This window comes from Deltaproteobacteria bacterium (genome assembly GCA_019308995.1).
GTDB lineage: Bacteria > Desulfobacterota > Desulfarculia > Adiutricales > JAFDHD01 > JAFDHD01.
On record JAFDHD010000043.1, the window covers coordinates 1 to 25,022 of the forward strand.

Below are 25,022 nucleotides of genomic sequence, written 5' to 3' on the forward strand. Positions count from 1 at the left end.
ACTACGGATGTGACGGGTGTGGTTACGCTGCCAGAGGGTGTGGAGATGGTCATGCCCGGGGATAATGTTTCTCTGGATGCGGTCTTGATCACGCCGATAGCCATGGAGAAGGAGCTGCGGTTCGCCATTCGTGAAGGCGGCCGAACCGTGGGCGCCGGCGTCATCTCTGAAATACTTGAATGAATTTTAGGCCCAGATTGAGGATCGTACTAGAATGACCAACCAAAAGATACGAATCAGGCTCAAGGCATACGACCATGTGCTTTTGGATCAGTCGGTTACGGAGATTGTGGACACGGCCAAGAGGACCGGCGCCCGGGTGGCGGGGCCTATTCCTCTGCCGACCACCATCAGTCGTACCTGTGTCCTTCGATCGCCTCATATTGACAAGAAGTCTCGGGAACATTTCGAAATTCGGACACACAAAAGGCTTCTGGATATCCTCGATCCAACTCAGCAGACGGTTGATGCCTTGATGAAGCTGGATCTCTCGGCCGGTGTGGACGTGGAGATTAAGCTCTAACAGGATGCTTACCCCTTCCGGGGGCCAGCTCGTTTCGTGGTGGAAGTTAAAGATGGTTAATGGCCTAATCGGTAAGAAAGTTGGCATGGCCCGCCTTTTCATTGAAAGTGGCGCAGCGGTGCCCGTCACTGTTATAGAGGCGGGTCCTTGCACGGTGGTTCAAAAAAAGACGCAGGACTCGGACGGCTATAATGCCTTACAACTTGGTTTTGGTTCGCGAAATAAAGTAAATCGTCCCCTGGCCGGGCACTTCCGTGCCTCTGGCGCAGGCAATTTTGCTGTCTTGAAAGAGTTCAAAGTTGACCAGATTGAGGATTACGAGATTGGGCAGGAAATCACCCTTGATATTTTTCAGATCGGTGAGAAGATTCATGTCACCGGTACGACCAAGGGTCGCGGTTTTACCGGGGTGATGAAACGCCATGGCTTTTCCGGCGGGCCGGCCACTCATGGGGGTACTGCGCACAGGGCCCCAGGTTCCATCGGCGCGGCCGCTTATCCGGCTCGCGTCTTCCCGGGTAAAAAGATGGCCGGTCACTTCGGAGCCGCTCGACAGACAACTAGTAATCTTGAGATCATTGACGTTCGGCCAGAATATGGAATCATTCTTGTCAAGGGCGCGGTGCCCGGACCTCGGCACGGGATTGTCCTGATCAAGAAACGTCAATCTTCCTGAGGATAAATATGGTAATGGTGGATATATATAACCTTAGCAAGGAGAAGGTCGGCCAGATCGAACTGCCGAGTGATATCTTTGACGTGCCTTTAAGGCCCCATCTGGTGCACGAAGTCGTTTTGGCTCAACTGGCCAGCCGGCGTTCTGGAACAGCCTCGACCAAGGGACGGTCTGAGATTCGGGGAAGCACGCACAAGCCTTACCGGCAGAAAGGCACGGGCCGGTCCAGAGCGGGCAGCCTTAAGTCGCCTATCCGGCGCGGTGGGGGAGTCATTTTCGGGCCAAAACCCCGGAACTACAGTTATCGGCCGCCTAAGAAGGTCAAACGCACCGCGCTGAAAGTCGCCTTGACGGCCAAGCTTCAGGAAGAAGAACTTTTAATCCTTAATACCTTTGATCTCCCTGAAATCAAGACTAAGCTCTTTGTCGAGGCCATGGCCGGCCTGGACCTCACCAACGCGCTGATTGTTACACCGGAGGCTCATGAGAACCTGGAGAGATCCGCGCGGAACGTGCCCGGGATCAAGGTTCTCCGTTCCGGCGGACTCAATGTCTATGACGTTCTGAAGTACAGACATCTGGTGCTACTTAAGCCTTGTATTGCCCAGATCACGGAAAGATTGCAGAAATGACGGAACCGAGCCGGGCCATCATCAAGCCTCTTATTACAGAAAAATCAACACTCCAGAAGGAGAGGGACAACCAAATCGCCTTTGTCGTTGATCGTCGCGCCAACAAGATCGAAATAGGCCGGGCCGTGGAGCAGGTCTTCAAGGTCAAGGTCACTAAGGTGCGAACGATTAATATGAGAGGTAAGAAAAAAAGACTTGGCCAGCACCTTGGCAAGCGATCGGACTGGAAGAAGGCGATCGTGACCCTGGCGCCGGGTGAACATATTGACTTCTTTGAAGGTGTCTAAGCGAACGGATAGATCAGATGGCCATAAAAAAAGTTAAACCCACTTCTCCGGGACGCAGGTTCCAGACCTATAACACATTTGAGGAGATTACAAGAGACGCGCCCGAAAAGAGCCTGCTTAAGCCGCTGCACAAAAGCGGCGGACGGAACAATTACGGCCGCATAACGTGCCGGCACCGCGGCGGAGGGCATAAGCGCCGTTATCGGGTCATAGATTTCAAGCGCGATAAAATGGATATTCCGGCCAGGGTTTTTTCCATCGAGTATGATCCGAATCGCGGAACCCGTATTGCTCTCCTGCATTACATTGATGGCGAGAAGCGTTATATTCTGGCTCCGCAGCATTTGAAAGTCGGGGATACGGTCATCACCAGTGAAAAGGCCGATATTAAACCGGGCAACGCCTTACCTCTTCGAGCCACCCCACTGGGAACACTGGTTCATAACATTGAGATGAAAGTCGGGAAGGGCGGTCAACTTGTGCGCGGCGCTGGAACCTACGCCCAGATTATGGCCAAAGAAGGACGCTATACCTTGCTCAAGCTTCCTTCAGGGGAGCTGCGCCTGATCCACTCAGACTGCAAAGCCACGGTGGGTCAGCTTTCTAATCCCGATCATAACCTGGTCTCGATAGGCAAGGCCGGACGAAATCGTTGGCTGGGCAGGCGCCCCAGCGTCCGGGGTGTGGTCATGAACCCGGTTGATCATCCGCATGGTGGAGGGGAAGGCAAGAGTTCGGGCGGCCGCCATCCAGTGACCCCTTGGGGCGTCCCGACCAAGGGATACAAAACGCGCTCTCTCAAAAAATCTAGTAACCGATACATAGTCAAGAGGAGAAAGTAGGGCAATGCCACGTTCCGTAAAGAAAGGTCCTTTTATTGATGATCATCTGATAAAGAAGATCACGAGGGCCAACGAAGCCCAGGACAAACGCGTCATCAAGACCTGGAGCAGGCGTTCTACCATCATCCCGGAAATGGTTGGTCTGACTTTTGCGGTGCATAATGGCAAAAAATTCATGCCTGTCTTTGTAACGGAAAATATGGTCGGACATAAACTGGGTGAATTCTCCCCCACGCGGACCTTTTACGGCCATGCCGGAGACAAAAAGTCCAGGCTTAAGAGGAGATAAGCCAGGAGAAAGATAATGGAAGCCAGGGCTGTGATTAAATACGTTCACATTGCACCGCGTAAACTGCGCATTGTGGCGGAGAATATCAAGGGCCAGTCAGTCGAGAATGCCATGACGCTGCTTAAATTCACCCCCAAGAAGGCGGCTGGAATCCTGCTCAAGGCGCTTAACTCGGCTTTGGCGAATGCAGAGCAAAGCCAGCAAATTGATGTGGATACATTATATGTGAAAAAGGTCCACATTGACGATGGACCAGTGGCGAAACGCTGGCGACCCAGGGCCATGGGCCGTGCGACCCGGATACTTAAACGAACCAGTCACGTCACGATCGTTCTGGACGAGGCATAGGAGGAACAGATTTTGGGACAGAAAACACATCCGGTGGGTTTTCGGCTTGGGATAATCAAGACCTGGGATTCCCGTTGGTTTGCCCGTCGGGATTTTGGCGCCCTGACGGTGGAAGACAAGCAGATACGGGACTACATTAAGAATAAGCTCTACCAGGCCGGCGTGGCCAAGATCGAGATCGAACGAGCGGCCAGTAAGGTAAAGCTCCGGATTCATACCGCCAGACCAGGCATTGTCATTGGCAAGAAAGGGGTCGAGATCGAAAAACTCAGAAATGAGCTCGAAAAGCTGGTCAGGCGGGAAGTGATGATTGATATTCAGGAAATCCGCAAACCTGAGGTAAACGCCCAACTGGTTGCTGAGAATATTGCCCAACAGCTCTTGCGCCGCGTGGCCTTTCGGCGCGCTATGAAAAAGGCGGTCAGTATCGCCATGAAATTCGGGGCCCAGGGAATCAAGATTAGCTGCGCCGGAAGATTGGGCGGTGCGGAGATGGCCAGGAGAGAATGGTATCGTGAGGGCCGGGTGCCTCTGCATACAATGCGCGCGGACATTGATTATGGTTTTGCCGAAGCCCATACAAACTACGGGCTGATTGGGATCAAGGTCCTTATTTTTAAGGGCGAGGTTTTGACCAAAGCGGAAGAGGAAAGGCTGCAGGAGGCCTGAGAGATGCTTGAACCCAAGAAAGTAAAATACCGCAAGAAGCAGAAAGGGCGGATGAGAGGCAAGGCTTACCGGGGCTGTAATCTGGAGTTTGGAAGGTACGGCCTGCAGGCCCTTGGCTGCGGATTTATGGATAGCCATCAGATCGAGGCCGCGCGGGTGGCTATGACCCGCCACGTCAAACGCGGCGGGAAGATCTGGATACGGGTTTTCCCGGACAAGCCGCTAACAAAAAAACCGGCGGAGACTCGTATGGGTAAAGGTAAGGGTCCCCCGGATAAATGGGTGGCAGTGGTGAAGCCGGGACGGATTCTCTATGAGATGGAAGGTGTGGGCGAGGAAGTCGCCCGGGAAGCCATCCGGCTGGCCCAGCACAAGCTTCCTTTCCCAACTCGGTTTATTAGGAGAGACGAGTCAATATGAAGGCGAGCGAGCTCAGAGAGTTAAGCCTTGAAGAGTTAATGGAGAAGGAAAGGGAACTGCGAGAAGAGCTGTTTAATTTCCGCTTCCAGAATGCAACCAACCAGCTGGAAAATACAGCGCGCCTTCCCCAGACCCGAAAGGAGATAGCGCGCATCAAGACCATCATTTTAGAAAAGATTCAGAAGCGATCGGTTGAGGAGGCCCGAGTAACTTGAACAAGAGGCGTAACAGGAAAAGAATGGTTGGTGTAGTTGCTTCGGATAAGATGGACAAGACCGTCGTTGTGGTTGTGAACCGGCTGGTCCGGCATCCTGTCTATAAAAAGTACATTCGCCGGCGGTCCAGGTTCAAGGCGCATGATGAGCAGAACAAGGTCCGGATTGGTGATACGGTCGAGATAGTCCAGTCACGACCAATCTCAAAGACCAAGCACTGGCGTATCAGTAAAATCATTAGTCACCAGGCCTGAGTGGTAAATATAAGGGAATAGAAATGATTCAAGCTGAAACGAGACTGAGCGTTGCCGACAACTCTGGAGCGAAAATGATTTCATGCATCAAGGTGCTGGGCGGGTCCAGGCGTCGGTATGCTTCTGTGGGCGACATCATCATCGTTTCGGTCAAGGAAGCTCTGCCTCACTCGAAAGTTAAAAAAGGCGATGTCTTGCGAGCTGTGGTCGTACGAACGGTTAAGGAGGTTGGACGTCCTGACGGGTCTTACATCAAATTCGACGACAATTCAGCCGTGCTGATTAATGCTCAGAGAGAACCGATTGGGACGCGTATTTTTGGGCCGGTGGCCCGGGAGCTCAGAGCCAAGAATTTTATGAAAATAATTTCGCTGGCCCCAGAGGTAATCTGACTGAGCAGGCAGCGCGTCTCCGGGATCCATTTGTATGGCACTCTAAAGGATGACCATGAGAAAACAATCAGAACATATAAAAAAAGATGACCGGGCCATCGTTCTCTCTGGCAAAGAAAAGGGTAAGATTGGCAAGGTTCTTAAAATCCTCCCCAAAAAGAACAGGGCCGTGATTGAGAAAGTCAACATGGTCAAGCGCCACACCAGGGCTGGCGCCAAGGCTGCCAAGGGAGGCATCATTGAAAGAGAGGGGTCGCTCCATATTTCCAACCTCATGTTGATCTGCCCCAAATGCACAGACCCGGTACGGGTCGGTCATAAGGTTTTAGAAGACGGCTCCTGGGTGCGAGTGTGTAAAAAATGCGGGGAGACCTTGGATGAGTGAGGTTTTTGGGGAGAAGTAAATGGCCAGACTTTGGGATAGATATCGGAATGAAATCATGGGCCGTATGATGAAGGAGTTCAATTATAAGAACTCGATGCAGGTACCCAAGCTTGAAAAAATAATCTTGAACATCGGCCTGGGAGAGGCGATTCAGAATATTAAGCTTCTTGACAATGCCGTTGAAGAATTAACCCTGATTGCCGGGCAGAAAGCGGTCGTTACGCGGGCGCGCCGTTCCATTGCAAGCTTCAAGCTGCGCGAAGGTATGCCCATTGGCTGTATGGTCACCCTGCGGCGTCAGAAGATGTATTATTTTCTGGACAAGCTCATCAATATTGTTCTTCCCCGCGTCCGGGATTTTAGGGGGGTTTCTCAAAAGTCCTTTGATGGCCGAGGTAATTACACCCTGGGTCTTAGGGAACAGCTTATTTTTTCGGAAATTGATTATGACAAGGTAGACAAGGTTAAAGGCTTAAATGTTACGATTGTCAGCACGGCCAAAACGGATGAGGAAGCTTATTTCCTGCTCAAAGAGATGGGGATGCCTTTCCGCAGCTAAACTTGAAGGAGGATAGTTTTGGCAAAAAAATCACTGGTCGCTAAAGCCAAACGACACCCAAAATTTATTGTTCGGGCTTATAATCGCTGTCCAATTTGTGGCCGGCCCAGGGCGTATTTACGCAAGTTTAATCTGTGTCGAATTTGTTTTCGTAAACTGGCGCTGGCCGGGGAGATACCCGGTGTGACCAAGGCGAGCTGGTAGGAGACCGTATAATCATGATGACCGACCCTGTCGCGGATATGTTGACACAGATAAGAAACGCCCTTATGGCCAGGCATGAGCGGGTGGATATACCGGCTTCCAAGATCAAGATCAGTATCGCTCGCATCCTGAAAGAGGAAGGATATATCAGGAATTACAAAATCTTTAAGGACAATAAGCAGGGAATCCTGAGGATTTTATTGAAATATACCGGGATTAATGACCCGGTTATAAAAGGACTTAAGAGGGAAAGCAAGCCGAGCCGACGTCTTTACGTTAACCGGGGCGAAATACCCTATGTCCTATCAGGTCTCGGAGTCGGCGTCCTGAGCACTTCTAAGGGGATACTTACCGATCGAGAAGCCCGACGACAGAATGTCGGCGGAGAATTAATCTTTTCAATCTGGTAAATCAAGCAGTTACGGAACTGGATAAAGGAACATCTAAACATGTCGCGTGTAGGGAAAAGGCCAATCGAAATACCTCCCGGGGTGACGATTGATTACCAGCCGCCGCTCATAACGGTTAAAGGTGAAAAGGCTACCTTGACTCGGAGCCTTTCCCCTAAAGCGATCCTTAAGATTGAGGAGCGGGTTATCAATGTCTTGCCAAGCGATACAACCAGAGAGTCCCGGGCCATATGGGGGTTGACCCGGTCTTTGGTGGCCAATATGGTCCAGGGAGTACACGCCGGGTTCACCAAGGAACTCGAGATCATTGGCGTGGGATACAGGGCTGATCTGCGGGGCAATACCCTGAGTTTAAGCCTCGGTTATTCACACCCGATCGAATTTACTCTCCCGGAGGGAATCACCGTTACAGTTGACAGACAAACCCGCATCACTTTAAAGGGAGCGGACAAAGAACTCGTGGGGCTTACCGCGGCCCGGCTTCGAGCCCTTAAAAAACCGGAGCCCTATAAAGGCAAGGGTATCAAGTACGTTGATGAAGTAATACGACGTAAGGTTGGTAAGACTGGTATCAAGCAGATATAAACAAGCCATGTCCAGATTGAGGAAAAAGAATGGCTCAGACAAACCCCCGTGCTTCGGCGCGGTTAAAAAGAAAAAAAAGAGTCCGCAAGAAGATCAGAGGCACGGTCGAGCGCCCGAGGCTCTGTGTCTTTCGCAGTGCGCGGCATATTTATGCTCAGGTTATTGACGACGCGAGCGGACGGACTCTAGCTTCGAGTTCGACCTTAAGCCCGGAGTTGCGTGAGAAAGTTAAAGGATTAAAGAAAACCGAAGCCGCTAAACTAGTCGGCGCGCACATCGGGGTTAAGGCCAAGGAAAAGGGCGTCAACAGCGTTATTTTTGATCGCAATGGGTTTCTTTACCACGGGCGGGTTCAGGCTCTGTCCGATGCCGCCCGTAAGGCCGGTCTAGAATTCTAAGGGGGGCTTAGTTTGTTTCGAACAACGGAAATCGAAGAACCAGGATTCATCGAGAAGGTGGTGTTTATAAACCGTGTCGCTAAGGTTGTTAAAGGTGGACGCAGGTTCTCGTTTTCAGCCATAGTCGTGGTTGGCGATGGTAAGGGCCTGGTCGGATATGGTCTGGGTAAAGCCAATGAGGTTCCCGAAGCTATCCGAAAAGGCACCGAGAAGGCCAGAAAAGATATGACCTCCGTTTATCTTGAAAAAATGACCATCCCTCACCAGGTCATCGGTCGCTATGGTGCAGGCCGAGTTCTGCTGAAGCCGGCCAGTCCGGGAACAGGGGTCATCGCTGGAGGGGCGGTGCGGGCTGTGGTTGAAGCCGCAGGAATAAAGGATGTTCTGACCAAATGCCTTGGATCGCACAATCCCCATAATATGGTTAGAGCCACGCTTCAGGGTCTTCGGGCCCTGCGCAACGCCGAGGCGGTAGCTGCTGAACGGGGGATACCTATCGAGCGTATACGTAAGGCTGAAAGGTCACAGTGAACATGGCCAAGGAATTGAAAGTGACACAGGTGCGCAGTATGATCGGTCGTCTTCCTAAGCATCGGCGAACCATACGTGCCTTGGGACTGACCAAGATTAACAAGACTGTTATCCATAAAGATACTCCGGAAATCAGGGGGATGATTAACCAAGTCGCTCATTTGATTAAGGTTGAGGAGAAGTCCTGATGCGTCTTCATGAACTGAAACCGCCAGCCGGATCCCGAAAGAGCCGCCGCAGAGTCGGCCGAGGAAGCGGCTCCGGGCTGGGGAAGACCTGCGGGCGAGGCCACAAAGGATACAAATCTCGCTCTGGCGGTAAGGTCAGCCCCGGTTATGAGGGCGGCCAGATGCCGTTGCAGCGGCGGGTGCCCAAAAGGGGCTTCACGAATATCTTTAAGAAAAATTTCTCCCTGATTAATCTGAGGGACCTGGCCAGATTTGAAACAGGCAGCGTGATTGACCCGGAAGGCTTGGCCGCGGCGGGATTGATCAAGAAGTCTAGTCAGAAAGTCAAACTCTTGGGTCAAGGAAAGTTAGATCACCCTTTAACCCTTAAGATCCATGGCGCGTCAGCCGGCGCCAAGGCGGCGGTTGAAGCTGCCGGGGGACAGATCGAGATTCTAGCCGGGTAAGATTGTGATCGGTGGATTCCAAAATATTTTTCGCATTAAGGAGCTTAAGTCACGGGTCCTTTTTACCCTGGCTATCCTGGCCGTTTATCGCCTCGGGGTGTTTGTTCCTACTCCCGGGGTGGATACAGAGGTTCTGGCCACTTTCTTCGAACGCGCCAACATCCTTGGTCTTTTGGACATGTTTGCCGGCGGGGCCTGGAGACGGTTCTCTGTGTTTGCCCTTGGCATCATGCCTTACATCTCGGCCTCGATCATCCTTGAGCTTTTAACCGTTGTTATTCCTCATCTGGAGCGCTTGAAGAAGGAGGGTGAGGCTGGCCGGAAGAAAATCACTCAGTATGCCCGTTACGGAACGATTCTTATTTCCGTTGTTCAGGGTTTTGCCATTGCCGTCGGGCTTGAGAGCATGACCGGACCGGATGGGTCCATGGTGGTTCTGGATCCGGGCTGGTCCTTTCGGCTCATGACTGTAATAACCCTGACTTCAGGGACCGCTTTCATCATGTGGCTGGGCGAACGGATCACCGAACGTGGCATTGGCAATGGGATTTCAATTATCATCTTTGCTGGCATCATCGCTCGATTTCCAGAAGCGCTTGTCAAGCTCTTTCAGCTCCTCAGAACCGGTGAGATAGGTCCGATCCTTGTCCTGGGGCTGGGGATTTTTGCAGTTGCGGTTGTGGGAGCCATAGTATTTTGTGAGCGGGGCCAACGTCGCATTCCGGTGCAGTATGCGAAGCGGGTGGTTGGCCGTCGCGTGTATGGCGGGCAGAATACTCACCTGCCTCTAAAGATAAACTCATCCGGCGTCATCCCCCCGATTTTTGCCTCGTCTATCCTGATGTTCCCGGCCACGATCGCTCAATTTATCCCTCTGCCTTACATGGATAGAGTTTCAAACATACTTAACCCCGGGGCCATCCTTTACAACCTCCTGTTTGTGGGCTTTATCTTTTTCTTCTGTTACTTTTACACGGCGGTGACCTTTAATCCGGTGGATGTGGCGGAGAATATCAATAAACAGGGAGGGTCTATTCCGGGCATCAGGGCGGGCAAGCCGACGGCGCAGTATATTGACCGTGTGTTGACCCGCATTACCTTTGGCGGCGCCGTTTATGTCTCGATTATTTGTGTTTTACCAGCCATATTAATTCAGCAGTTCGACGTTCCCTTTTATTTTGGGGGAACCGGGCTCCTGATCGTGGTTGGCGTTGCGCTCGATACGGTCGGACAGATCGAAACCCATATGCTGACTCGTCATTATGAAGGGTTTTTAAAGAAGGGTATGGCCGGACGACTTCGGCGTTAAATCAATTTGAAAATAAAGTGAGGGTTGTTTTGTGAATATGGTGCTGCTCGGTCCTCCTGGTGCCGGTAAAGGTACACAGGCCAAGATGCTGATCGAGAAATACGGTATCCCCCAGATTTCCACAGGCGACATTCTTCGGGAAAACCTGAAAAATCAGACTGAATTGGGAATGCAAGCCAAGAAATACATGGATGCGGGGAAGCTGGTTCCGGATGAGGTCGTCATCGGTATTATTGATAATCGGCTGAAGGAGAATGATTGCCAGAAAGGTTACATGCTGGATGGCTTCCCCCGGACGGTGGCCCAGGCGGAAGCGCTTGACAAGATTTTGTCCAGCCGAAATTCGGGGATTGATCATGTCATCAGCATTGATGTTCCCAGGGAAGACCTCCTGGCTCGCCTGACCGGACGGCGGACCTGCCGCCAGTGTGGCCAGGGCTATCATGTTATCTTCGATCCGCCTAAAAAGGAAGGCGTGTGTGATAAATGCAGCGGGGAGCTTTACCAGCGGGATGACGACAATGAGGCTACGGTCGCTTCGCGTCTTGAGGTTTACGCCAACCAGACCCAGCCACTCATTGATTACTACCAAAATAAGGGACTTCTAAGACCCGTCAACGGTCAGGGGAAGATTCAGGAGATTTTTGATCGAATTGTCGGCGTTCTGGAGTAGCGTTTAGATTCAGTCCCGCATGGAGATAGATGATGAAAGTCAGGTCCTCAGTTAAAAAAATGTGCAACAAATGTAAGATCGTCCGGCGAAAAAATGTGGTGCGGGTCATCTGTGAAAACCCGAAGCACAAGCAGCGGCAAGGTTAACCATATCAGGAGGGATTGAAGTTGGTCAGAATCGCGGGTGTTGATTTACCGAAAAATAAACGGGTCGAGGTGGGGTTGACCTACATTTACGGCATTGGGAGGTCCACTTCTCAGAAGATCCTCTCCCAGGCTGAAGTAAACTGGGATACGAAAACGGATTTGCTGACCGAACAGGAGGTCACCAAGATCAGAATGATTATTGATAGTGATGTCAAGGTCGAAGGTGATCGCAGGCGGGAGGTGACCACGAACATCAAACGCTTGATGGACCTGGGCGCCTATCGGGGGCTTAGGCACCGGAAATCCTTGCCGGTACGGGGTCAAAGGACGCACACCAATGCCCGAACTCGAAAGGGACCTCGTCGCTCGGTGGTCGGCCGGAGAAAGAAGTAGAGCTTAGGGAGAGGTATGGCCAAGACAAGAAAAAAGGGTCAGAGGAAAAAAGAAAAAAAGAATATTCCGAATGGAGTGGCTCACATCCAATCCACCTTTAATAATACCATTGTCACCTTTACCGATATGAACGGGAACACCGTGGCCTGGTCCAGCGGTGGCACCCAAGGGTTCAAGGGCTCTCGGAAGTCCACTCCTTTTGCAGCCCAGCTCGCGGCGCAGGATGCGGGCCGAAAGGCCATGGAGCATGGCATGAGATCGGTTGAGGTCTATATTAAAGGACCCGGGCCGGGCCGGGAGGCTGCCTTGCGGGCCTTGCAGGTTGTCGGGTTGACGGTGAGTGTCATCCGGGATGTAACTCCCATCCCCCATAATGGCTGTCGGCCACCGAAACGTCGGCGCGTATAAGAAGGACTTTAGCAACGGAGGTTTGTGATTTGGCCAGATATACTGGTTCAGTCTGTCGGCTTTGCCGGCGTGAAAGTATGAAATTATTCCTGAAGGGCGATCGGTGTTACTCTGATAAATGTGCCTATGAGCGGCGCAGTTACCCACCCGGAATGCATGCTCAGCGACGACGAAAGGTTTCCGATTATGGGGTTCAGCTCAGGGAAAAGCAAAAGGTTAAGAGGATGTATGGCCTTCAGGAAAAACAGTTTCGGTCTTACTTTACCAAAGCGGAACGTCAGAAAGGTATTACCGGGACCAACCTGCTCATCCTCCTTGAACGGAGATTAGACAATGTTGTATATCGTCTCGGTTATGCTTCCTCAAGAAGTCAGGCCCGTCAGCTAGTAACCCACAAACATCTCACGGTCAATAGCCGGAGTGTCAATATACCATCCTACCTCATCAAACAGGGGGACATAGTGGTCTTAAAAGAAAAAAGCCGCCAACTGGGGCAGATTCAGGAATCACTTACAGCGGTGGCTCGTCGGGGAATACCACAATGGCTTGAACTGGACAAAGACAGTTTTAGTGGGGTAATCAAGGCCTTACCCACACGGGAAGATTTGACTATGCCTATAGAGGAGCAACTCATTGTCGAGTTATATTCCAAATAATCTTGGGTTCTTTAGCTTCTTGGTTAAGTGAGGAAAGGCCATGTATAAAAATTGGAGAGAATTGATTATGCCGAAAAAGGTCGAGGTTGATTCAGAAAGTCAAGATCCGTTTTTTGGCAAATTTGTCTGCGAACCCTTGGAACGGGGATTTGGTATTACTTTAGGCAACGCCCTCCGGCGGATACTCCTATCCTCCCTCCAGGGTGCGGCTATTGTATCGGTTAGAATCGAGAACATCCTGCATGAATTCAGCTCCATACCGGGTGTCGTCGAAGACGTAGCCGACATCATCCTTAACCTCAAGGAGGTCCGGTTTAAACTCCACTCAGACAAACCGAAAACGATCACCATTGAGGTGGAAGGAGAAAAGGTCGTAACCGCCGAGGACATTATAACTGACGATCAGCTTGAAGTACTTAATCCCGAGCACCATATCGCAACCTTATCCAAGGGCGGGTCTCTAAAAATAGAAATGCTCGTTAAGATGGGTAAAGGCTATCAGCCGGCAGATAGGGAAGAAATCAAAGACGAGCCTGTCGATACGATTCCGGTTGACGCGATTTTTTCACCCGTCCGCAAAGTTAATTATGTGGTGACCAATGCCCGGGTCGGCCAGCGTACCGATTACGATAAACTGACTTTGGAAGTTTGGACGGATGGCAGTGTGCTCCCTCGGGACTCTGTGGCTTACGCCGCCAAGATACTCAAAGAGCAGTTGAGTATATTCATCAATTTCGAAGAAGAGGAAGAGCCGGCTGAAGTCGAAGAGACCAAACTTGAAGAAACCTTCAATGAGAACCTTTTTAGAAGCGTGGATGAACTCGAACTTTCCGTCCGTTCGGCCAATTGTCTCAAGAACGCCGATATTCATCTTATAGGCGAACTGGTCCAAAAAAGCGATCAGGAGATGCTGAAGACCAAAAACTTTGGTCGAAAATCCCTGAATGAAATAAAGGAAATCCTGAGTCAAATGGGCTTAAGCCTCGGCCTGAAGGTGGAAAACTTCCCCAGTCGTGAAGAAATAAAAAGAATGAAAGAAATGAAGGAAAAGGCGACATGAGACATCGCAAGGCCGGAGTTAAATTAAATCGAACGGCAAGCCATCGCAAGGCGATGTTCCGTAACATGGTCACCAGCTTGTTCGAGCATGAGAGCATCGTAACTACGCATGCCAAAGCAAAGGCCTTGCGGCCTCTGGCAGACAAAATGATCACCCTGGCAAAAAGGGGTGACCTCCATTCCAGGCGGCAGGTCCTTGCCATTCTGACTAAAAAGTCAGTCACACATAAGCTGTTTTCCGATATCAAAGACCGATATATGGACATTAGCAGCGGATACACCACTCTGGCCAAGCTTGGTCCCCGCCGCGGAGATGCAGCACCTTTAGCGGTCATGGCGCTGGTTGTTCCAGAGGAAACCGCTAAAAAGAAAAAGAAATCCCGCAAGAAAGCGGCCGCCTCAAAAAAAGAAGCCGTCAAGGCTGAAGACTCCACTGCCTCTGAGCCTGAAACCGGCGAAGAAAACTGATTTTCAGTGAAAGCCAAAAAATAGAGGGAATCAGTTTTCGAGCGATATCAGGCCTCCATCTTAGCCTCCCTATTGAATTTCTTTTGATAAAATTTATAAAATGATTTGCGCCCCTGAGCTGCCAGCCAATTACAGTTAATGTCATTAGTATATTCCGATTAAAATGATTGCACGGGTCTATGCCTTCGTGGCGTTGTGCAGGGTAAAGTGGTTTTTAATAGTCGCCTCCACTCAAGGTTCCAATCGGTAAATTATGTTGACAGTTCCTCCAGAGGAGCACCATCTGAAGAAATAAATTGAGGCAAAATCTGCCTGAAGAGTGAATTCATCAGCAATCCTTAACCGGTGTCTTTTCTAACGGCTATGAAGAATTATTTTTCCGCTTGAGTGAACAAGGGAGTATCAAGATTGAGATTATTTCACCGAGCCTGTTCAGAGCGCATGCGAGGGGTTCGTAGTGACATGACATTGATATTATTATAAAATATCATCAGGAGGGTCAGGGCGGCCAGGTAATTTTAACCTTTTTAATGAGGAATGTAATTTTATTTATTGTTTTAATATTGAAGAAAAATCTATTGATTTTGGACCGTATCTTGCACATTTTCTCAGTGAAAAGGAGGACGGCTGGATGTCGAATTTTCTTGATTTTACTCTTAAGCGCGATGAGTTTAACCGGGAAGAAGCGAACTCTCGCTCAGATTTGCGCTTTAAAAAATCAGATCATCTGTCCGAATCAATATTTAGCAGTGTCTTCGAGTCAATTCCCACCCTGATGTCTCAAAAAATGCAGAGACGCTTTTCCCGCCGTTTGAAATACCTGCTGGATCAGCTAGAAAAATGAATAGATTGGTCTTGAAAATGCCTGCGAGCGCATTCCCCGCAGCTTGCTGCGGGGTTAGCGAGCGAAATTAAAATGGTCCAACTTACCTTACATTTGGAAGATTCCCTGCTGCTTGCAGCAGGGAGCTTCAAATAACGTTCTGAAGGCCCTAACTATTCGCCCCGTTTCTGAAATCCAGGTTTTTCCTGAAGGACGATCCTCGAGATTAAACTTGTGAGCTTAACGTACGGCTCGAACATTCAATCCATTTTTTCGATGCGCTTTCCGGATTTTTCCCGAGGTAAAGTCGGCGTAATAGGCTTCGGATGAAAACAAATCCCGACGCGAAGACCAGCACCAGGGTTGTGGATATTTAAAGATCTGAGGCGGCAGGGTCGGAACAAAGTTCGGATTAAAAAGGGACTTCAGTTCTTTGGGGCTGGGGAGCCGCCAATCCTGATAACCACCCAGCTTGAGGTTCAGGCAGTAGGCCCTGGCTTCATCCCAGGTCAGGGCCTGTGAATAATTATTCCATGTCTTTACCTCCCAAAACAGGCCCGTTTGTGTATCCAGCACCGCCCAGTCGCCTTGGGGGACAAAACGGTTGAGGTCTGGAGACCGCGAAAATTTAGGGGCGCAGCCGATCAAGAGGCAGGTGATCAGCGGAATCCAAGCAAGGCTGAGGATTCTTAACCAGCCGCCAGAAAAAAAATGCGCTTGCATGATTAACCATTTCCCTCATGGCCCTAAAGTTCGATTTTAAGGGCCTTTGTCCCAATTATTTCCCTTAGAGGCCAGGTTGAAAAGCTCTTCAGCCTTATAAGAACTGCGGACATAAGGCCCGCTGGCCACGCTGCTAAAACCTCTAGCTTGGGCCTGTGTTTTCAGCTCGTCAAATTCCTCGGGCGGGACATAGCGCACCACAGGGTGGTGTTTCTCGGACGGCGCCAGATATTGGCCCAGTGTGAGCAGTTCGCAGCCGACAGCTCTCAGGCCGTCCATCGTCTCAAGAATCTCGTCCCGCGTCTCACCCAGGCCAAGCATCATCCCGGATTTAGTCACCGGCCTCGGCCGGAAAGCATCCGCCTTGGCCAGCAGATCAAGGGAGCGGCGGTAGTCGGCCTGGGGCCGGACTTCAGGATAGAGCCGCGACACGGTTTCGATATTGTGATTGAACACATCCGGCTGGATTTCAAGGACCGTCGTTTGGGCGGCCTTGCTGCCTCCAAGGTCCGAGACAAGGACCTCGATCCGTACATCTGGACATCGGGTTCGTAAAGCGGAAACGGTTCTGGCCACATGCTCAGCGCCACCGTCATCCAGATCGTCTCGGGTGACCATGGTCAGGACACAGAAGGTGAGTCCCATCCGGGCCACAGCTTCAGCGATTCGATCTGGTTCTGTCCTTTGTGGCGGCGCCATTTTTCCTTTTCCCACAGCGCAGAAGGTGCAGCGCCTGGTGCAGTTTGGCCCGAGCAGAAGGAAGGTAGCCGTCCCCCGGCCAAAACACTCGCTCTGGTTGGGGCATTGAGCTGCCTGGCAGACGGTGTGCAGGGATAGGTCTTGCAGCAGCTCCGATACATGCGATGTTAAACCTGGCCGCGGGATCCTTCGGCTCAGCCAGCGCGGTTTAGGTGTTTTACGGCTCATATCTCCTTCCTGCCTCTTGCGCTAGTGGGAGCGACCAGGGGGAGAAGTCAAGGTTAAAAAGACGCTCGAAGTGATGGATCATCTGATTTCGTAGTCTGGTCGGACTGACCGGCGAGCCAAGCAAGCGGGCTATTGAGGTCATCTTGACCCCGGTCATGCCGCAAGGGTTGATCAATTCAAAATGAGACAGCTCCGGATCGTAGTTCAAGGCCAGGCCGTGGAAGGTTATCCAGCGCCGGACAGCCACGCCGATGGAGGCGATCTTTTCTTTTCTAACCCATACGCCGGGAAGGTTTTCCTTTCGGCCGGCTTCCAGCCCGAAGTCGCGTAAGGTCGAGATAATGACTTCTTCGAGCAGATTTATGAATCTGGCCACGCCCAGTTTCAAATTTCGCAGGTTGAAGATAGGATAGGCCAGCAACTGGCCCGGCCCATGATAAGTCACCAGGCCGCCTCGCTCAACGCGGTGAACATCAATATTCCTGGCGTGCAGGGTTTTTTCGGGAATGAGGATATCATCGAATCTGGCCCGGTAACCCAGGGTCAGGACCGGATCGTGTTCCACCAGGATCAGGACTTCAGGGAGAAGCTCACGTTGTTTGGCTTGAATCAGTTCCCGCATCAAGGCCAATGCCTCGGTATAAGGCAGATGATCCAGATTGAGTAAGCGAGCCAAGGTCATGCGCCAAAGGTAACAAAGGAACCGGGAGGCTGTCAACCACGGGCGGGCAGACGGAGCAGCGCCAGGGAACTTAAAGCCATGATGAAGGCCAGGGTCAGGGCCGTTTGGCCCGGCCCCACGACCGGTACCAGGATCAGGCCGCAGATTAAGGCCCCGATCAGACCGCCGCCAGTCTCAGCCAGCCTTAGACCGGCCGAGGTGTGAACCACACTAGGTTCGGAAGGCTCGCCAAAAAAGAGGGTTAAAACCAGGCTAAGCTTAAGGCTGGTGACCAGACCGGTTCCAAAGATGAGTAGATAGATATGTTCTGGTAATACCCCCCAGACTGTCAAAGCCGAGGCCGCGGCCAGTAATGACAGGAAAATCCCCAGCGGGAACAAGACTAAGCCGGGAGGGGCCCCGGTGATCCTTAAAAACCAGCCTGCCAGGCCGCCAGCGGTCAAGCCACCAGTATACAGAAGCATGAGCAGGCCGATCTGGCCGAAGATTGTCCCATATTTATTCTGGAAAAGAAAAACGAGAATTATGAGCAGGCTCATGCCCAGCCCGCCGGTGATGACGCTCGTCCAGGTCGCTATCCTGGCCTGACCCGGCCGAATCAAGATTACCAGGAAAATCACGGCCAGCAGCCCTGCGGCCCATGATCCCCAGGTATTCACCTTCCTGAGATGCCTTAAAATTACTCGGGTCCAGCGGGATTCAGGCCGGTTCTCCCATAAAAGCAAGCGCATGAGATAACTGAGCGGTCGGGCGTCTGTGTTGAAAGACTCAGCCGTTTCGCCAGGTAAAGCTTTATTTTCGGGAAGGCCTTCAGCGGGAAAGAACGTGGCCAGAGCGCGGGGGGTGAGGTAAGGTGAATCAAAGCCCTGCCGAATATAACGCCTGGCCAAGATTTGCGGGTCATTAGTAATTACGCCAGGGGCGCTTGCGGCGAAGATGTAGTGAGGCCGACCGGGCGGGACGAGGACATGAGGAAAGGTTTTTTTTACGGTTCTGACCAGTGCGCGGCCATAAGGGAGCTCATCATGGCTCCAGTAATTTTTGAGTCTGCCTAGGCTGGCAATCATGACTCCTTCAGGAGCGAGCCTTTGTTTTACCTCCTGAAAGAATTCAAGAGTATAAAACCTGTTGCTCCGGGCGGTAGCGGGACTCATGGCATTGATCACTATTAGATCAAACGGGGGCTCCGTGGTGATAGTAAGGTAACGCCTGAAGTCCTCACTGATGATGGTCAGGCGTGGATCCTTCAGGTCTTGCGCCAGAGACGGGGTCAGATGATCGCTTATCAAGCCGGTCGCAGCAGGGTCCAGTCCAACGTAGACCAGCCGTTTGACTTTTTGCTTGAGTAGTTCGTGGATGAAGCCGGCGGGTCCCTGGCCCGCGAGTAGGACTCGATCAAATCTTGGGGCCTCGGTGAGGAAGAGAAGGGATTCTACCTGAAAGTGTTGATGATCAGGCCAGGAGAAGGACAGGGTTTGGTTGTGGAAAAGGGCTGTTGCTTCACCCCGGCGGGCCAGGGCCAGATGCTGGTAAGGGGAATTTTTGGCGGCCAACAGGGTATGGAAGGGGTTTGATCGAGTGAAGCGGGCTGTCTCTGCAGTCTGATGAAGCCAGGCCAGAAGACCGGAAAAGTAGATGCCGGTCCCCATCAACAGAACCACTGAAACGAGAAGAACACGGCCGGCTGCTTTTTTAGGCAAGGCCACAGCCTGGGCAAGAATCATGACCCCGCTCATCAGCGCCAGGACCTGGACAGGGTTGGCGCGGTCTGCCAGGAAGAGGGCGTATAAAAGAAGACCCAGACATGAACCGGCGGATTCAATCCAAAAAATAGCTGCAAAGCCCGCGAGCCCTGTCTTCTTTCGGGCTTGGTCGCCCTGCAAAAGGTAAATCCAGGCCAGAACGGAAAGTGCGCCGAAAAAGAAAGAGGCCGGGAGAGTCAGAGTCGCGATTTTAAAGAGGATGTAGCTTAAAGGGACAGCTTCTCCCGGTCGGGACAGGTCTTCGGGATAGGGCGCAAGATAAGTGTAGGCCAGAAGAAAGGCCAGAACGAGGAGCCAGGCCAGGGGTAAAAACGTCCACCAGCTTTTTAAACTGCGGACACCTGGCCGGATCAGGAGCAAGGCAGCGGTCCCCAGGAAGACCCCGGCTAACCATCCCGCCAGAACCAGCGGGATAATCAATTCAATACCGTTAAAAGCGACCAGCATCTGGCGCATGAAAACAACCTCAGCCACCAGTGCCAGAGCCCCAACCGCTCCAACCAGAAACAGGAAAAAACTTCGGTTCAACTTCAACCTTCGAGTCTTAGCGTTTTATCTCAGATTTGCACGCGTCGGATATTAGAAAAAACTGTCCGGGAGAAAACATGGTCGCCCGGCAGCGAATTACCTTTTTTCTTCAAAAATGATGTAATCCTGCTGGTACTTTTTTTTAATCCCCTGAGCTGTTTTTTTAGCTTCAGCAAAAGAGCGATAAGGGCCCAGACGGACGCGGTGAAAAAGACCTTGGTCCGGGATGGGGCGGCTGTTGATGTAGGCCCTGTAACCACGCTGGGAAAAAAGATCTCTGAACTTCTCAGCGGTGGAAAGGCGCCGAACCGCTATGACCTGGACTGCATATTGGCGTTCTTTCTTTTTTATCGAAGGTGGCGGGGACGCGGGCTGGGTTGCTTCAGGCCTGGCGGCCCGCGGTTTTGCCACAGCTGGTACTGGTCTATGAGTTTTTTCCTGGATCATTGAGGCGGCAATCTTTCTTTGCCGTTCCTTGAAATACAAAGGCCGACCGCCTAACTCGATGGCCCGGTTGATCCTTTTTAATGCTTCGATTTTTTCACCCCGGGCCAGATGGATTTCCGCCAGGGTGTCCCAGTATCTGGGTTGGTCAGGCTGGAGGATCAGGGCTCGTTCAATGAGTTGCAGGGCTATATCGAGGCTTCGTCTTTTTTCAGCCAGAGCCCGGGCCAGGTTATTCATGATGTCCGGATCATCAGGAGTCTGGACCAGGGCCTCACTGTAAGCCTCGATGGCCTCTTCGTATTGTTTGTTTTCAAGGTAAGCCTGGCCAAGGTTCTTGTAGGCGCCCGGATATTTGGGGTCGAGCGCGGTCAGGGCCTTAAAGACTTGAATGGCCTTGGCGGGCTGACCGAGTTTTTCATAACCCAGGCCCAGGTAATTGTAAGCCCTGCAATGATCTGGGTTCAGGGAAACATCTATCTCCAGGGCCTCGACGGCTTCCTGGTACTGCTGGGATTCGAATTGACGTATGCCTCGATCGAAATACTGGTTGTCTATGTAGTAGAGAATAGCAAAACCCTGAGGCGTTTTAAATGCCCGGCTGAACTGGCTTGGATTGAGACGACCCAGGATTTCACGGTGCGGAGAATCAAGCTCCCAGATTATAACCAGTCCCATGTGCCCGTATTTTTTTGCGCTTGAGTGAATGGAATACTGCTGGGCCAGTTTTGCAAAGTTGGCGCCCTTGGTTAACTGGAGGTGTATTTTTTCAGCCTCATCTTTGGTCTTGACCAGGATTATCCTGGCGGGAACGACCACCGGCCGTTTTTTTATTGTGATTTGCTTCTTCCCGACACAGCCTGCCGCGAAAACCAGCACTCCGGCCATTATAACCGATACAGGCAAATAAAGATAAAGACGCTTGAAGGCAAATGGAGTTAAAGAAACGTGATTTTTGACAAGGTGCAAAATTATACTTGTGCGGTAAATTTGTTTCATAGGGTGGAAATGCAGTTGATCGCGGGCCTGAAAATTTTTATTTTTTTTATCATACCAAAACCCCGCTTAAAAATCGGAATGATCGTCTACAAGGGATGAGGATAAATATTTTAAAGGATTTTCTCCTTTTTATTCACGGTCTTGGCCTCATCGTCCAGGAAAGACTGAGCCGCCTTAGTTCAAGTTCGGTTAAATGGATAAGCAGGCCGGGCCGGCTTGGGACGGGGTGGGGGCTCCGCCTCTTGCAGCGGCGGCCGCTCCTTTTTTAACCTGGACTCCGATTCGGTCTGCAGGGACTTGATCAGGGCTTCCTGCGCTCGAAGCCTGGATTTAATATCCTCTAGTTCTTTTTCCAAGGATTTGATCTTAACCTCCAGATCAGTGACTTTTAACGGTTCGAGTCCTGGGACGCTCGCCTGCTCTCCGGTTGTCTCAGGGGGTTCTGAAGAGGACTTCACTTCTTCCTGTAAGGGCAGAGCAGGGGCGGCCGGCGGCTGTATGACCTTGGGTGAACCAGAGACCTCACCCGCTTTTTTCTCAGCTTCGAGAAGGGTGGCTTTTGGTGTTGAGGTCAATTCTGAGGCCGGTTCGACCGTCCCCACTATCCGGCTGATGGGTAGAGCCACCGGTTCATCCTGAGCTTCCAAGGCGCTGAGGCCGATGGTAGACGCCAGGATCAGAAACAGGGCCCAATAAAAATAACCGAAATGGGTTTGGTGGTGTTTTTTGAAGACGATCCGTACCTGGAGAATGAGCATTAACAGGATACCCAGAGGCAGTATGACCTCGCCGAGCAGATAGCCGGACCTGAGAAAGATAGGCCAACCTTTCATGAAAGACGGCCCAAGGATAATCTCATCTAACTTCGTCTCTCCCAGGATCAGTGAAAAAACCGGCGCCAGGGCGACGTACAAGATCAGAAGGCTCAAAATGAGAGGCAGCCAGGCCATCCTGGACCAGAGGAGCCAGATACCCAGAAAGATCGCGATCAGAGCCAGGAGAAAAAAGAGGGGCCATACCAGTTCCGCGCTCAGCGTCCAGGGAGCCGCAACACCTGCTTGAATAAATTTAATCTGAGGCCAGGCAAGGATCAGGCCAAGGAACACAGCCGCGAGGCCGGCCTTGGCTTCTAGAGAAGTGCTTTTCCATAGGACGCCGACCAAAGCGAAGCAGACGATGACCGCGGCTGCAACTTCCAGTCTAAAATCAGAAGCCTTAAGGAGCACGTCGGCTAAAAGACCCAGCATAGCCAGCCCCAAACCGGCCAGGAGGATGTACAAGAGGACCGATGAGGCCGTTCTGATTCTTCTTTCGGTCTTGGCTTCCTTTTCATAAAAAGGCTGAAAATCCGCCCTGACATCCTCGGGCGAGGCCGATGGTCGTTCAACCTTGACTTTATCCGCTTGCCGGGGCTCAGCCAGATCGTGCTCGCCTCCTTCGATTTGAGCTTCCTGGTCCTCTGGCGGTGTTTCAGAAGCGGCGAACCCGGTCTTTTTTTCTTCTTCCTTTTTGTCGTCGCTCATATCCTCTCCTTAAGAATATTCTTCTCTAAAAGATAAGTTATCATCTTAAACTAATTCTCTCAATGGAAATTCATGCAAAGAGACAATGATAGATGTTTTATCTTTTCTTGGCATTTAAATGCAGGGGTGTTATTTTAATAGCAATTGGATCAGAACCCGTACTTTTCCATGATAGGCCTATCAGGCCCTTTTCAAAGGCAGGTTCTGATAAATAGGTTCAAGGATCAGGTTTTTCGCCCAGGACGAATCTCTCCGGAAGATTCGGCGCCAAACTAGATTCAAGAAAAAAAGGGTCGTTTACTGTTTTCGCGAGCGCAGCGAAGTAAAACTGCCACTTCTCATATGGTATTGCTTTCACGTTTCGCTCGCCGTAAAGAAGGCGTTTGGAATAGTACCTTTCCAAAGGGAAGTTTAAAAACTTTATAAAATGAGACAAGTTAAGGTTCAAATGACTAATCGGCTGAACTGGCTCGCGGCTCGCTGGCAGTTCAATGAACATCTCTATATTTCTATCATCGCCATTCTAATAGGTGTCCTGGGCGGTTATGGGGCAGTGCTTTTTCGATACGCCATCGTCTTTTTTCAGGCCGTCTTTTATGGCAATACTCAGGATTTTATTAAGATTAGCCAGGAGATTCCCTGGTATGTGAAGCTGGTTATTCCAGCCGTGGGCGGAGGCCTGGTGGGGCCGATTATTTATTTCCTGGCGCGCGAAGCCAAAGGTCATGGTGTGCCTGAAGTTATGGAAGCCGTGGCCATGCGAGGCGGACATATCCGCCCCCGGGTCACCGCGGTCAAGATCGCGGCCTCAGCCATATCAATCGGCTGCGGCGGTTCGGTTGGCCGGGAAGGGCCTATTGTCCAGATTGGTTCGGCCGTGGGATCAACCGTGGGACAAATCCTCAAGGTCTCCCAGGATCGGATGAGGACCCTGGTCGGCTGTGGAGCCGCGGCGGGGATTGCGGCCACCTTCAACGCTCCGATCGCCGGTGTGCTTTTCGCACTCGAAATCCTTTTAGGCGAGTTCGGTGTGACGACCTTCAGTCCCATTGTTCTTTCCAGCGTCACGGCCACGGTCATCTCCCGCCATTATTTTGGCGATTATCCAGCCTTGATCGTGCCCGTTTACGACATGGTCTCGGTTTGGGAGTTTTTTCTTTATGCCGCGCTGGGTATTATTGTCGGCCTGGTAGCCCTGCTTTTCGTAACCACCTTGTACCGGACCGAAGACCTTTTTAAGGCTATCCCCATACCGGAATATATCAAACCTGTTCTGGGCGGTCTGGCCATGGGGGTAATGATTATCTACCTGCCTCAGACCTTTGGGGTGGGATACGGAGCGATTGATCTTGCCTTGACCGAACGAATGACGATTTGGATACTACTCATACTTATCTTTGCCAAGATCGCGGCGACCTCAATCACTATTGGCGGAGGAATGTCCGGGGGCATCTTTGCTCCGTCTCTATTTATTGGCGCCATGACCGGAGGATTTTTCGGATCAGTGACTCATGCCTTGCTGCCTGGCCTGACCGCTTCATCAGGAGCTTACGCCCTGGTGGGCATGGGTGGCCTGGTTGCGGCCGCCACCCACGCCCCGATCACGGCTATTCTCATCATCTTCGAGCTGACTTCCGAGTACACGATCATCCTGCCGCTGATGATCACCTGTATTACCGCCACCTTGCTGGCCACTTTTCTGAAAAAAGGTAATATTTATACGCTCAAATTGATCCGGCGGGGAATCGTGCTTCATCGCGGACGCGAACAGAGTATTCTTCAAAATATCCTGGTTAGTGAAGTCATGCGGCCTGAGGTCCGGTTTGTCAAAGAGAATACGTTCCTGACTGATGTCATCAAGGCTTTCCAGGACTATAACGTCTCTTATCTCGAGGTAGTTGACGAAAATGATGAACTTTCCGGGATCATTTCTTTCCGGGATATTCGCCAGGTCATGCAGGAGCAGCAGCTAGGACACCTGCTTATCGCCAAGGACGTGGCCACCAGCCCTGTCGTAACCGTGACACCGGATGAAAACATCGAAGCTGTCTTGCGGAAGATGGGCCTGACGGGTGTCAGCCAGCTCCCGGTTGTAGATCGGCATTCCCCCGATCGGGTCATCGGTGTCATCCATCACAAGGATGTCACTGCCGCCTATAACAGGACCGCCTTGGCCATGGAGACAGAGAGCTAGAATCTGCCGCTTGATTCAACAGAGTGGAATGACCAAAAGTTTAGATAAAAA

At 51.5% G+C, this 25,022-nt stretch carries 38 protein-coding genes; 32 read left to right on the forward strand and 6 right to left on the reverse strand.

Going from position 1 to position 25,022, the window contains the following annotated elements; all coding sequences use genetic code 11:
- The 31 genes from tuf to JRI95_09005 form a co-directional block, all read left to right on the forward strand.
- The coding region (gene tuf / locus JRI95_08855; GenBank protein MBW2061655.1) for an elongation factor Tu at nucleotides 1–183 on the forward strand (183 nt) is incomplete at its 5' end.
- Between the two features lie 31 nt (nucleotides 184–214).
- Entirely contained in the window at nucleotides 215–523 is a 309-nt protein-coding gene (gene rpsJ / locus JRI95_08860; protein MBW2061656.1) for a 30S ribosomal protein S10, read from the forward strand.
- A 52-nt stretch (nucleotides 524–575) separates the two neighbouring features.
- Nucleotides 576–1,199, forward strand: coding sequence for a 50S ribosomal protein L3 (gene rplC, locus JRI95_08865; protein ID MBW2061657.1), 624 nt, complete (start codon nucleotides 576–578; stop codon nucleotides 1,197–1,199).
- A gap of 8 nt (nucleotides 1,200–1,207) precedes the next feature.
- Entirely contained in the window at nucleotides 1,208–1,831 is a 624-nt protein-coding gene (rplD, locus tag JRI95_08870; GenBank protein MBW2061658.1) for a 50S ribosomal protein L4, read from the forward strand.
- Entirely contained in the window at nucleotides 1,828–2,118 is a 291-nt protein-coding gene (gene rplW, locus JRI95_08875) for a 50S ribosomal protein L23 (protein ID MBW2061659.1), read from the forward strand. Before rplD ends, rplW begins: the two co-directional genes overlap by 4 nt.
- A 17-nt stretch (nucleotides 2,119–2,135) precedes the next feature.
- On the forward strand, nucleotides 2,136–2,960 hold the full coding sequence (gene rplB, locus JRI95_08880) for a 50S ribosomal protein L2 (GenBank protein ID MBW2061660.1): 825 nt from the start codon (nucleotides 2,136–2,138) through the stop codon (nucleotides 2,958–2,960).
- 4 nt (nucleotides 2,961–2,964) lie between these two features.
- Entirely contained in the window at nucleotides 2,965–3,249 is a 285-nt protein-coding gene (gene rpsS, locus JRI95_08885) for a 30S ribosomal protein S19 (protein MBW2061661.1), read from the forward strand.
- Between the two features lie 15 nt (nucleotides 3,250–3,264).
- Nucleotides 3,265–3,597, forward strand: a complete 333-nt coding sequence (gene rplV, locus JRI95_08890) for a 50S ribosomal protein L22 (GenBank protein MBW2061662.1) — start codon at nucleotides 3,265–3,267, stop codon at nucleotides 3,595–3,597.
- 12 nt (nucleotides 3,598–3,609) lie between these two features.
- Nucleotides 3,610–4,266, forward strand: a complete 657-nt coding sequence (gene rpsC, locus JRI95_08895) for a 30S ribosomal protein S3 (GenBank protein MBW2061663.1) — start codon at nucleotides 3,610–3,612, stop codon at nucleotides 4,264–4,266.
- A 3-nt stretch (nucleotides 4,267–4,269) separates the two neighbouring features.
- Nucleotides 4,270–4,686: a 50S ribosomal protein L16 gene (gene rplP, locus JRI95_08900; protein ID MBW2061664.1), complete on the forward strand. Its 417-nt coding sequence runs from the start codon at nucleotides 4,270–4,272 to the stop codon at nucleotides 4,684–4,686.
- Nucleotides 4,683–4,901: a 50S ribosomal protein L29 gene (gene rpmC, locus JRI95_08905; protein MBW2061665.1), complete on the forward strand. Its 219-nt coding sequence runs from the start codon at nucleotides 4,683–4,685 to the stop codon at nucleotides 4,899–4,901. Before rplP ends, rpmC begins: the two co-directional genes overlap by 4 nt.
- A gap of 23 nt (nucleotides 4,902–4,924) precedes the next feature.
- The gene (gene rpsQ, locus JRI95_08910; protein MBW2061666.1) at nucleotides 4,925–5,155 is read left to right on the forward strand and encodes a 30S ribosomal protein S17; all 231 of its coding nucleotides are present in this window, start codon (nucleotides 4,925–4,927) and stop codon (nucleotides 5,153–5,155) included.
- A 23-nt stretch (nucleotides 5,156–5,178) separates the two neighbouring features.
- Nucleotides 5,179–5,547, forward strand: a complete 369-nt coding sequence (gene rplN / locus JRI95_08915) for a 50S ribosomal protein L14 (GenBank protein ID MBW2061667.1) — start codon at nucleotides 5,179–5,181, stop codon at nucleotides 5,545–5,547.
- A 55-nt stretch (nucleotides 5,548–5,602) separates the two neighbouring features.
- Nucleotides 5,603–5,932 (forward strand): 50S ribosomal protein L24, encoded by a 330-nt coding sequence (locus JRI95_08920; protein MBW2061668.1) that lies wholly within the window; start codon nucleotides 5,603–5,605, stop codon nucleotides 5,930–5,932.
- Nucleotides 5,933–5,951: 19 nt separating this feature from the next.
- Nucleotides 5,952–6,491, forward strand: a complete 540-nt coding sequence (gene rplE, locus JRI95_08925; protein MBW2061669.1) for a 50S ribosomal protein L5 — start codon at nucleotides 5,952–5,954, stop codon at nucleotides 6,489–6,491.
- An 18-nt stretch (nucleotides 6,492–6,509) separates the two neighbouring features.
- Entirely contained in the window at nucleotides 6,510–6,695 is a 186-nt protein-coding gene (locus JRI95_08930) for a type Z 30S ribosomal protein S14 (protein MBW2061670.1), read from the forward strand.
- 11 nt (nucleotides 6,696–6,706) lie between these two features.
- Complete coding sequence (gene rpsH / locus JRI95_08935) at nucleotides 6,707–7,105, forward strand: 30S ribosomal protein S8 (GenBank protein ID MBW2061671.1); 399 nt, start codon at nucleotides 6,707–6,709, stop codon at nucleotides 7,103–7,105.
- Nucleotides 7,106–7,144: 39 nt separating this feature from the next.
- Nucleotides 7,145–7,690, forward strand: coding sequence for a 50S ribosomal protein L6 (gene rplF / locus JRI95_08940; GenBank protein MBW2061672.1), 546 nt, complete (start codon nucleotides 7,145–7,147; stop codon nucleotides 7,688–7,690).
- Between the two features lie 29 nt (nucleotides 7,691–7,719).
- Nucleotides 7,720–8,088: a 50S ribosomal protein L18 gene (locus JRI95_08945; protein MBW2061673.1), complete on the forward strand. Its 369-nt coding sequence runs from the start codon at nucleotides 7,720–7,722 to the stop codon at nucleotides 8,086–8,088.
- Between the two features lie 12 nt (nucleotides 8,089–8,100).
- Nucleotides 8,101–8,619 (forward strand): 30S ribosomal protein S5, encoded by a 519-nt coding sequence (gene rpsE / locus JRI95_08950; protein ID MBW2061674.1) that lies wholly within the window; start codon nucleotides 8,101–8,103, stop codon nucleotides 8,617–8,619.
- Between the two features lie 2 nt (nucleotides 8,620–8,621).
- On the forward strand, nucleotides 8,622–8,807 hold the full coding sequence (gene rpmD / locus JRI95_08955) for a 50S ribosomal protein L30 (GenBank protein MBW2061675.1): 186 nt from the start codon (nucleotides 8,622–8,624) through the stop codon (nucleotides 8,805–8,807).
- Nucleotides 8,807–9,253 carry a 50S ribosomal protein L15 gene (gene rplO, locus JRI95_08960; GenBank protein MBW2061676.1) on the forward strand — a complete coding sequence of 149 codons (447 nt, stop codon included), beginning with the start codon at nucleotides 8,807–8,809 and terminating at the stop codon, nucleotides 9,251–9,253. The genes rpmD and rplO overlap by 1 nt, the downstream gene beginning before the upstream one ends.
- A gap of 4 nt (nucleotides 9,254–9,257) precedes the next feature.
- A complete protein-coding gene (secY, locus tag JRI95_08965) occupies nucleotides 9,258–10,562 on the forward strand; it encodes a preprotein translocase subunit SecY (protein MBW2061677.1) in 1,305 nt (434 codons plus the stop codon).
- Between the two features lie 31 nt (nucleotides 10,563–10,593).
- Entirely contained in the window at nucleotides 10,594–11,235 is a 642-nt protein-coding gene (locus tag JRI95_08970) for an adenylate kinase (GenBank protein ID MBW2061678.1), read from the forward strand.
- Nucleotides 11,236–11,267: 32 nt separating this feature from the next.
- A complete protein-coding gene (rpmJ, locus tag JRI95_08975; protein ID MBW2061679.1) occupies nucleotides 11,268–11,381 on the forward strand; it encodes a 50S ribosomal protein L36 in 114 nt (37 codons plus the stop codon).
- 21 nt (nucleotides 11,382–11,402) lie between these two features.
- Nucleotides 11,403–11,774: a 30S ribosomal protein S13 gene (gene rpsM, locus JRI95_08980; GenBank protein ID MBW2061680.1), complete on the forward strand. Its 372-nt coding sequence runs from the start codon at nucleotides 11,403–11,405 to the stop codon at nucleotides 11,772–11,774.
- A gap of 15 nt (nucleotides 11,775–11,789) precedes the next feature.
- On the forward strand, nucleotides 11,790–12,182 hold the full coding sequence (rpsK, locus tag JRI95_08985; GenBank protein ID MBW2061681.1) for a 30S ribosomal protein S11: 393 nt from the start codon (nucleotides 11,790–11,792) through the stop codon (nucleotides 12,180–12,182).
- A 29-nt stretch (nucleotides 12,183–12,211) separates the two neighbouring features.
- Entirely contained in the window at nucleotides 12,212–12,838 is a 627-nt protein-coding gene (gene rpsD, locus JRI95_08990) for a 30S ribosomal protein S4 (GenBank protein MBW2061682.1), read from the forward strand.
- Between the two features lie 40 nt (nucleotides 12,839–12,878).
- Nucleotides 12,879–13,898: a DNA-directed RNA polymerase subunit alpha gene (locus tag JRI95_08995; protein ID MBW2061683.1), complete on the forward strand. Its 1,020-nt coding sequence runs from the start codon at nucleotides 12,879–12,881 to the stop codon at nucleotides 13,896–13,898.
- The gene (gene rplQ, locus JRI95_09000; GenBank protein ID MBW2061684.1) at nucleotides 13,895–14,365 is read left to right on the forward strand and encodes a 50S ribosomal protein L17; all 471 of its coding nucleotides are present in this window, start codon (nucleotides 13,895–13,897) and stop codon (nucleotides 14,363–14,365) included. Before JRI95_08995 ends, rplQ begins: the two co-directional genes overlap by 4 nt.
- A gap of 631 nt (nucleotides 14,366–14,996) precedes the next feature.
- Complete coding sequence (locus JRI95_09005; GenBank protein MBW2061685.1) at nucleotides 14,997–15,209, forward strand: hypothetical protein; 213 nt, start codon at nucleotides 14,997–14,999, stop codon at nucleotides 15,207–15,209.
- A gap of 219 nt (nucleotides 15,210–15,428) precedes the next feature.
- On the opposite strand, the gene JRI95_09010 is transcribed toward JRI95_09005, so the two are convergent.
- The 6 genes from JRI95_09010 to JRI95_09035 all read right to left on the reverse strand — a co-directional run bounded on the left by JRI95_09010 (nucleotide 15,429) and on the right by JRI95_09035 (nucleotide 22,777).
- Nucleotides 15,429–15,911 (reverse strand): DUF1566 domain-containing protein, encoded by a 483-nt coding sequence (locus tag JRI95_09010; protein ID MBW2061686.1) that lies wholly within the window; start codon nucleotides 15,909–15,911, stop codon nucleotides 15,429–15,431.
- A gap of 36 nt (nucleotides 15,912–15,947) precedes the next feature.
- Complete coding sequence (lipA, locus tag JRI95_09015; protein MBW2061687.1) at nucleotides 15,948–16,838, reverse strand: lipoyl synthase; 891 nt, start codon at nucleotides 16,836–16,838, stop codon at nucleotides 15,948–15,950.
- Entirely contained in the window at nucleotides 16,828–17,514 is a 687-nt protein-coding gene (gene lipB, locus JRI95_09020) for a lipoyl(octanoyl) transferase LipB (protein ID MBW2061688.1), read from the reverse strand. The genes lipA and lipB overlap by 11 nt, the downstream gene beginning before the upstream one ends.
- A gap of 38 nt (nucleotides 17,515–17,552) precedes the next feature.
- Complete coding sequence (locus JRI95_09025) at nucleotides 17,553–19,811, reverse strand: hypothetical protein (protein ID MBW2061689.1); 2,259 nt, start codon at nucleotides 19,809–19,811, stop codon at nucleotides 17,553–17,555.
- A 96-nt stretch (nucleotides 19,812–19,907) separates the two neighbouring features.
- A complete protein-coding gene (locus tag JRI95_09030) occupies nucleotides 19,908–21,143 on the reverse strand; it encodes a tetratricopeptide repeat protein (GenBank protein ID MBW2061690.1) in 1,236 nt (411 codons plus the stop codon).
- A 290-nt stretch (nucleotides 21,144–21,433) separates the two neighbouring features.
- Nucleotides 21,434–22,777: a hypothetical protein gene (locus JRI95_09035; GenBank protein ID MBW2061691.1), complete on the reverse strand. Its 1,344-nt coding sequence runs from the start codon at nucleotides 22,775–22,777 to the stop codon at nucleotides 21,434–21,436.
- Between the two features lie 448 nt (nucleotides 22,778–23,225).
- Between JRI95_09035 and JRI95_09040 the strand changes: the two genes are divergently transcribed.
- Nucleotides 23,226–24,971 carry a chloride channel protein gene (locus JRI95_09040; GenBank protein MBW2061692.1) on the forward strand — a complete coding sequence of 582 codons (1,746 nt, stop codon included), beginning with the start codon at nucleotides 23,226–23,228 and terminating at the stop codon, nucleotides 24,969–24,971.
- Nucleotides 24,972–25,022 lie beyond the last annotated feature (51 nt).

Coding starts and splice junctions, on each gene's coding strand:
- rpsJ (MBW2061656.1), top strand. CDS start 215: ATGACCAACCAAAAGATACGAATCAGGCTCAAGGCATACGACCATGTG.
- rplC (MBW2061657.1), top strand. CDS start 576: ATGGTTAATGGCCTAATCGGTAAGAAAGTTGGCATGGCCCGCCTTTTC.
- rplD (MBW2061658.1), top strand. CDS start 1,208: ATGGTAATGGTGGATATATATAACCTTAGCAAGGAGAAGGTCGGCCAG.
- rplW (MBW2061659.1), top strand. CDS start 1,828: ATGACGGAACCGAGCCGGGCCATCATCAAGCCTCTTATTACAGAAAAA.
- rplB (MBW2061660.1), top strand. CDS start 2,136: ATGGCCATAAAAAAAGTTAAACCCACTTCTCCGGGACGCAGGTTCCAG.
- rpsS (MBW2061661.1), top strand. CDS start 2,965: ATGCCACGTTCCGTAAAGAAAGGTCCTTTTATTGATGATCATCTGATA.
- rplV (MBW2061662.1), top strand. CDS start 3,265: ATGGAAGCCAGGGCTGTGATTAAATACGTTCACATTGCACCGCGTAAA.
- rplP (MBW2061664.1), top strand. CDS start 4,270: ATGCTTGAACCCAAGAAAGTAAAATACCGCAAGAAGCAGAAAGGGCGG.
- rpmC (MBW2061665.1), top strand. CDS start 4,683: ATGAAGGCGAGCGAGCTCAGAGAGTTAAGCCTTGAAGAGTTAATGGAG.
- rpsQ (MBW2061666.1), top strand. CDS start 4,925: ATGGTTGGTGTAGTTGCTTCGGATAAGATGGACAAGACCGTCGTTGTG.
- rplN (MBW2061667.1), top strand. CDS start 5,179: ATGATTCAAGCTGAAACGAGACTGAGCGTTGCCGACAACTCTGGAGCG.
- JRI95_08920 (MBW2061668.1), top strand. CDS start 5,603: ATGAGAAAACAATCAGAACATATAAAAAAAGATGACCGGGCCATCGTT.
- rplE (MBW2061669.1), top strand. CDS start 5,952: ATGGCCAGACTTTGGGATAGATATCGGAATGAAATCATGGGCCGTATG.
- rplF (MBW2061672.1), top strand. CDS start 7,145: ATGTCGCGTGTAGGGAAAAGGCCAATCGAAATACCTCCCGGGGTGACG.
- JRI95_08945 (MBW2061673.1), top strand. CDS start 7,720: ATGGCTCAGACAAACCCCCGTGCTTCGGCGCGGTTAAAAAGAAAAAAA.
- rpmD (MBW2061675.1), top strand. CDS start 8,622: ATGGCCAAGGAATTGAAAGTGACACAGGTGCGCAGTATGATCGGTCGT.
- rplO (MBW2061676.1), top strand. CDS start 8,807: ATGCGTCTTCATGAACTGAAACCGCCAGCCGGATCCCGAAAGAGCCGC.
- rpmJ (MBW2061679.1), top strand. CDS start 11,268: ATGAAAGTCAGGTCCTCAGTTAAAAAAATGTGCAACAAATGTAAGATC.
- rpsK (MBW2061681.1), top strand. CDS start 11,790: ATGGCCAAGACAAGAAAAAAGGGTCAGAGGAAAAAAGAAAAAAAGAAT.
- JRI95_08995 (MBW2061683.1), top strand. CDS start 12,879: ATGTATAAAAATTGGAGAGAATTGATTATGCCGAAAAAGGTCGAGGTT.
- rplQ (MBW2061684.1), top strand. CDS start 13,895: ATGAGACATCGCAAGGCCGGAGTTAAATTAAATCGAACGGCAAGCCAT.
- JRI95_09005 (MBW2061685.1), top strand. CDS start 14,997: ATGTCGAATTTTCTTGATTTTACTCTTAAGCGCGATGAGTTTAACCGG.
- JRI95_09010 (MBW2061686.1), bottom strand. CDS start 15,911: ATGCAAGCGCATTTTTTTTCTGGCGGCTGGTTAAGAATCCTCAGCCTT.
- lipA (MBW2061687.1), bottom strand. CDS start 16,838: ATGAGCCGTAAAACACCTAAACCGCGCTGGCTGAGCCGAAGGATCCCG.
- JRI95_09030 (MBW2061690.1), bottom strand. CDS start 21,143: ATGGCCGGAGTGCTGGTTTTCGCGGCAGGCTGTGTCGGGAAGAAGCAA.
- JRI95_09035 (MBW2061691.1), bottom strand. CDS start 22,777: ATGAGCGACGACAAAAAGGAAGAAGAAAAAAAGACCGGGTTCGCCGCT.
- JRI95_09040 (MBW2061692.1), top strand. CDS start 23,226: ATGACTAATCGGCTGAACTGGCTCGCGGCTCGCTGGCAGTTCAATGAA.